Below are 1,518 nucleotides of genomic sequence, written 5' to 3'. Positions count from 1 at the left end.
CAGCGCTGGCAGGTGCTGGTAACGGAAACGGGTGCGCAGGGTCTGCGCCTGGCCTTCGCCGGTGGTGGCCGGGTGCACGGTGCTGGTCTTGCGGCTACGGGTGAACAGCTGCGGGTCGGCCGGGCAATCGCTGCCTTCGCCGGTGTGCGGGTAGTAAGTGTGCCGGGTGTGGATCGTGCCGGCCAGGGTGGCGAGCTCGTCGATCGCATCGCCTTGATAGACCGGTGCTGCGGCCTGGGACTCCAGCTTCAGGTTGCCATGATCGTCGTAGTCGGTAATGAGCACTTCCTCACGCAGCCGGGTGGGAAGCTCCTTGATCTTCCAGCGCTTGAACTGATGCCTGGGCATCTGGAAGTAAGCCGGTTGCTGCTCGAAACTGGCATTGGTTTCGTGGTAAATGGTCTCGACTTCTTCGATACAGGTCTCGCGACGGGGCTGCTCGGCGCCTTCGTCGTATACCTCATGGGCTTGCTCGGTACGTTGCAGGGTCAGCAGGTGGAAGCGGTTGAAGCTGCGCTCGATGCGGCGCAGCGGTGTGTCGCCGACGAGGTAGGTGGCAGTCGAGCCGTAGCTGAAGCTAGTACCGGTGAATTGGTAGAGGTTGTCCTCGCCATTGTCGCGCCAGGAAATGCCACTGCCCATGCCGAGGAAGTTGTTGCTGGTGTAGTTGTAGGTGGTGACCATGTCGGGCTGGTCGAAGCCAGGCTTGATGGTGTGCCTGGTAACCCGGGGCAACGGGTCGTGCGCATCGCCGGGGAAGCGGTGGCCGGCATCGTTGTAGTCGATGGTTTCGGTGCCGCCGACGGGTGTGCGCACGGTTTTCAGGCACACCACACCACGCACCTTGTCGTAAGTGAGCCCCCAGCTGGCCTTGTCGTCGCTGGGCAGGACGATGGTATGGGGCAGGCGAACCGCCGGGGTGAAACGCTGGTCGAGCTGGAGCGTGTAGGTCGCCAGGGCGGTGCCGCCTGGGCCGGATCTGGGGTGCAGGGCAAGGATGATTTCAGCGCTGGTGTAGTTGATGGCCAGCAGCTCGAGCCCAGTGTCGTCCTTGATGCCGGTCAGGCAAGGGGCCCCCTGGAAATTACTGTAGCTAAGGGTGATGCCATGGCCCGAAGGCGCCTCGACCCGGGTGGGCAGGGCAACGCGGTTGTCGCTGGGGCCTTGCAGTTCCAGCAGCTCGATCAGGCCGGCCTTGTGCTCTACGCGCCAGCCGCTGCCGTGGTCGTGGAAGTGGAAGCTTCTGAGCTTGCGTTCCTTGAATACCTTGCCGGTGCCGTCACTGGCGTCGCTGCCTGTGACCTTATAGCTTTCGCCGGTGTGCAGGTGCAGCAGGTTGCTGGCGGGGTCGTACTGGGTGAGGTTGAGTGTCCAGCCCATGCCGAAGCCCGAGTCCTGGGTGTTCATCGGGTTGAAGCCGATGTGCAGGGGCAACGACGGGCCGCTGAGATTGTTGGCGGCGAGCTCCGGCAACTCGATGCCCAGCGTGTATTGGCCGGTGCGGGGGTCGACGCTGTT

The 1,518-nt window shown here is 63.6% G+C and carries 1 pseudogene; it reads right to left on the bottom strand.

Features of this window, described 5'->3' with window-relative positions:
• Window positions 1–1,518 (bottom strand): annotated as a pseudogene (locus LU684_RS30400) (hypothetical protein); the annotation flags it as partial.

The organism is Pseudomonas sp. NMI542_15, from assembly GCF_021283425.1.
In the GTDB taxonomy this organism is placed as follows: Bacteria; Pseudomonadota; Gammaproteobacteria; order Pseudomonadales; family Pseudomonadaceae; genus Aquipseudomonas; species Aquipseudomonas fortuita.
The sequence above is the reverse complement of the archived record's forward strand: the minus strand, read 5'-3'. Positions and strand labels throughout refer to the sequence as shown.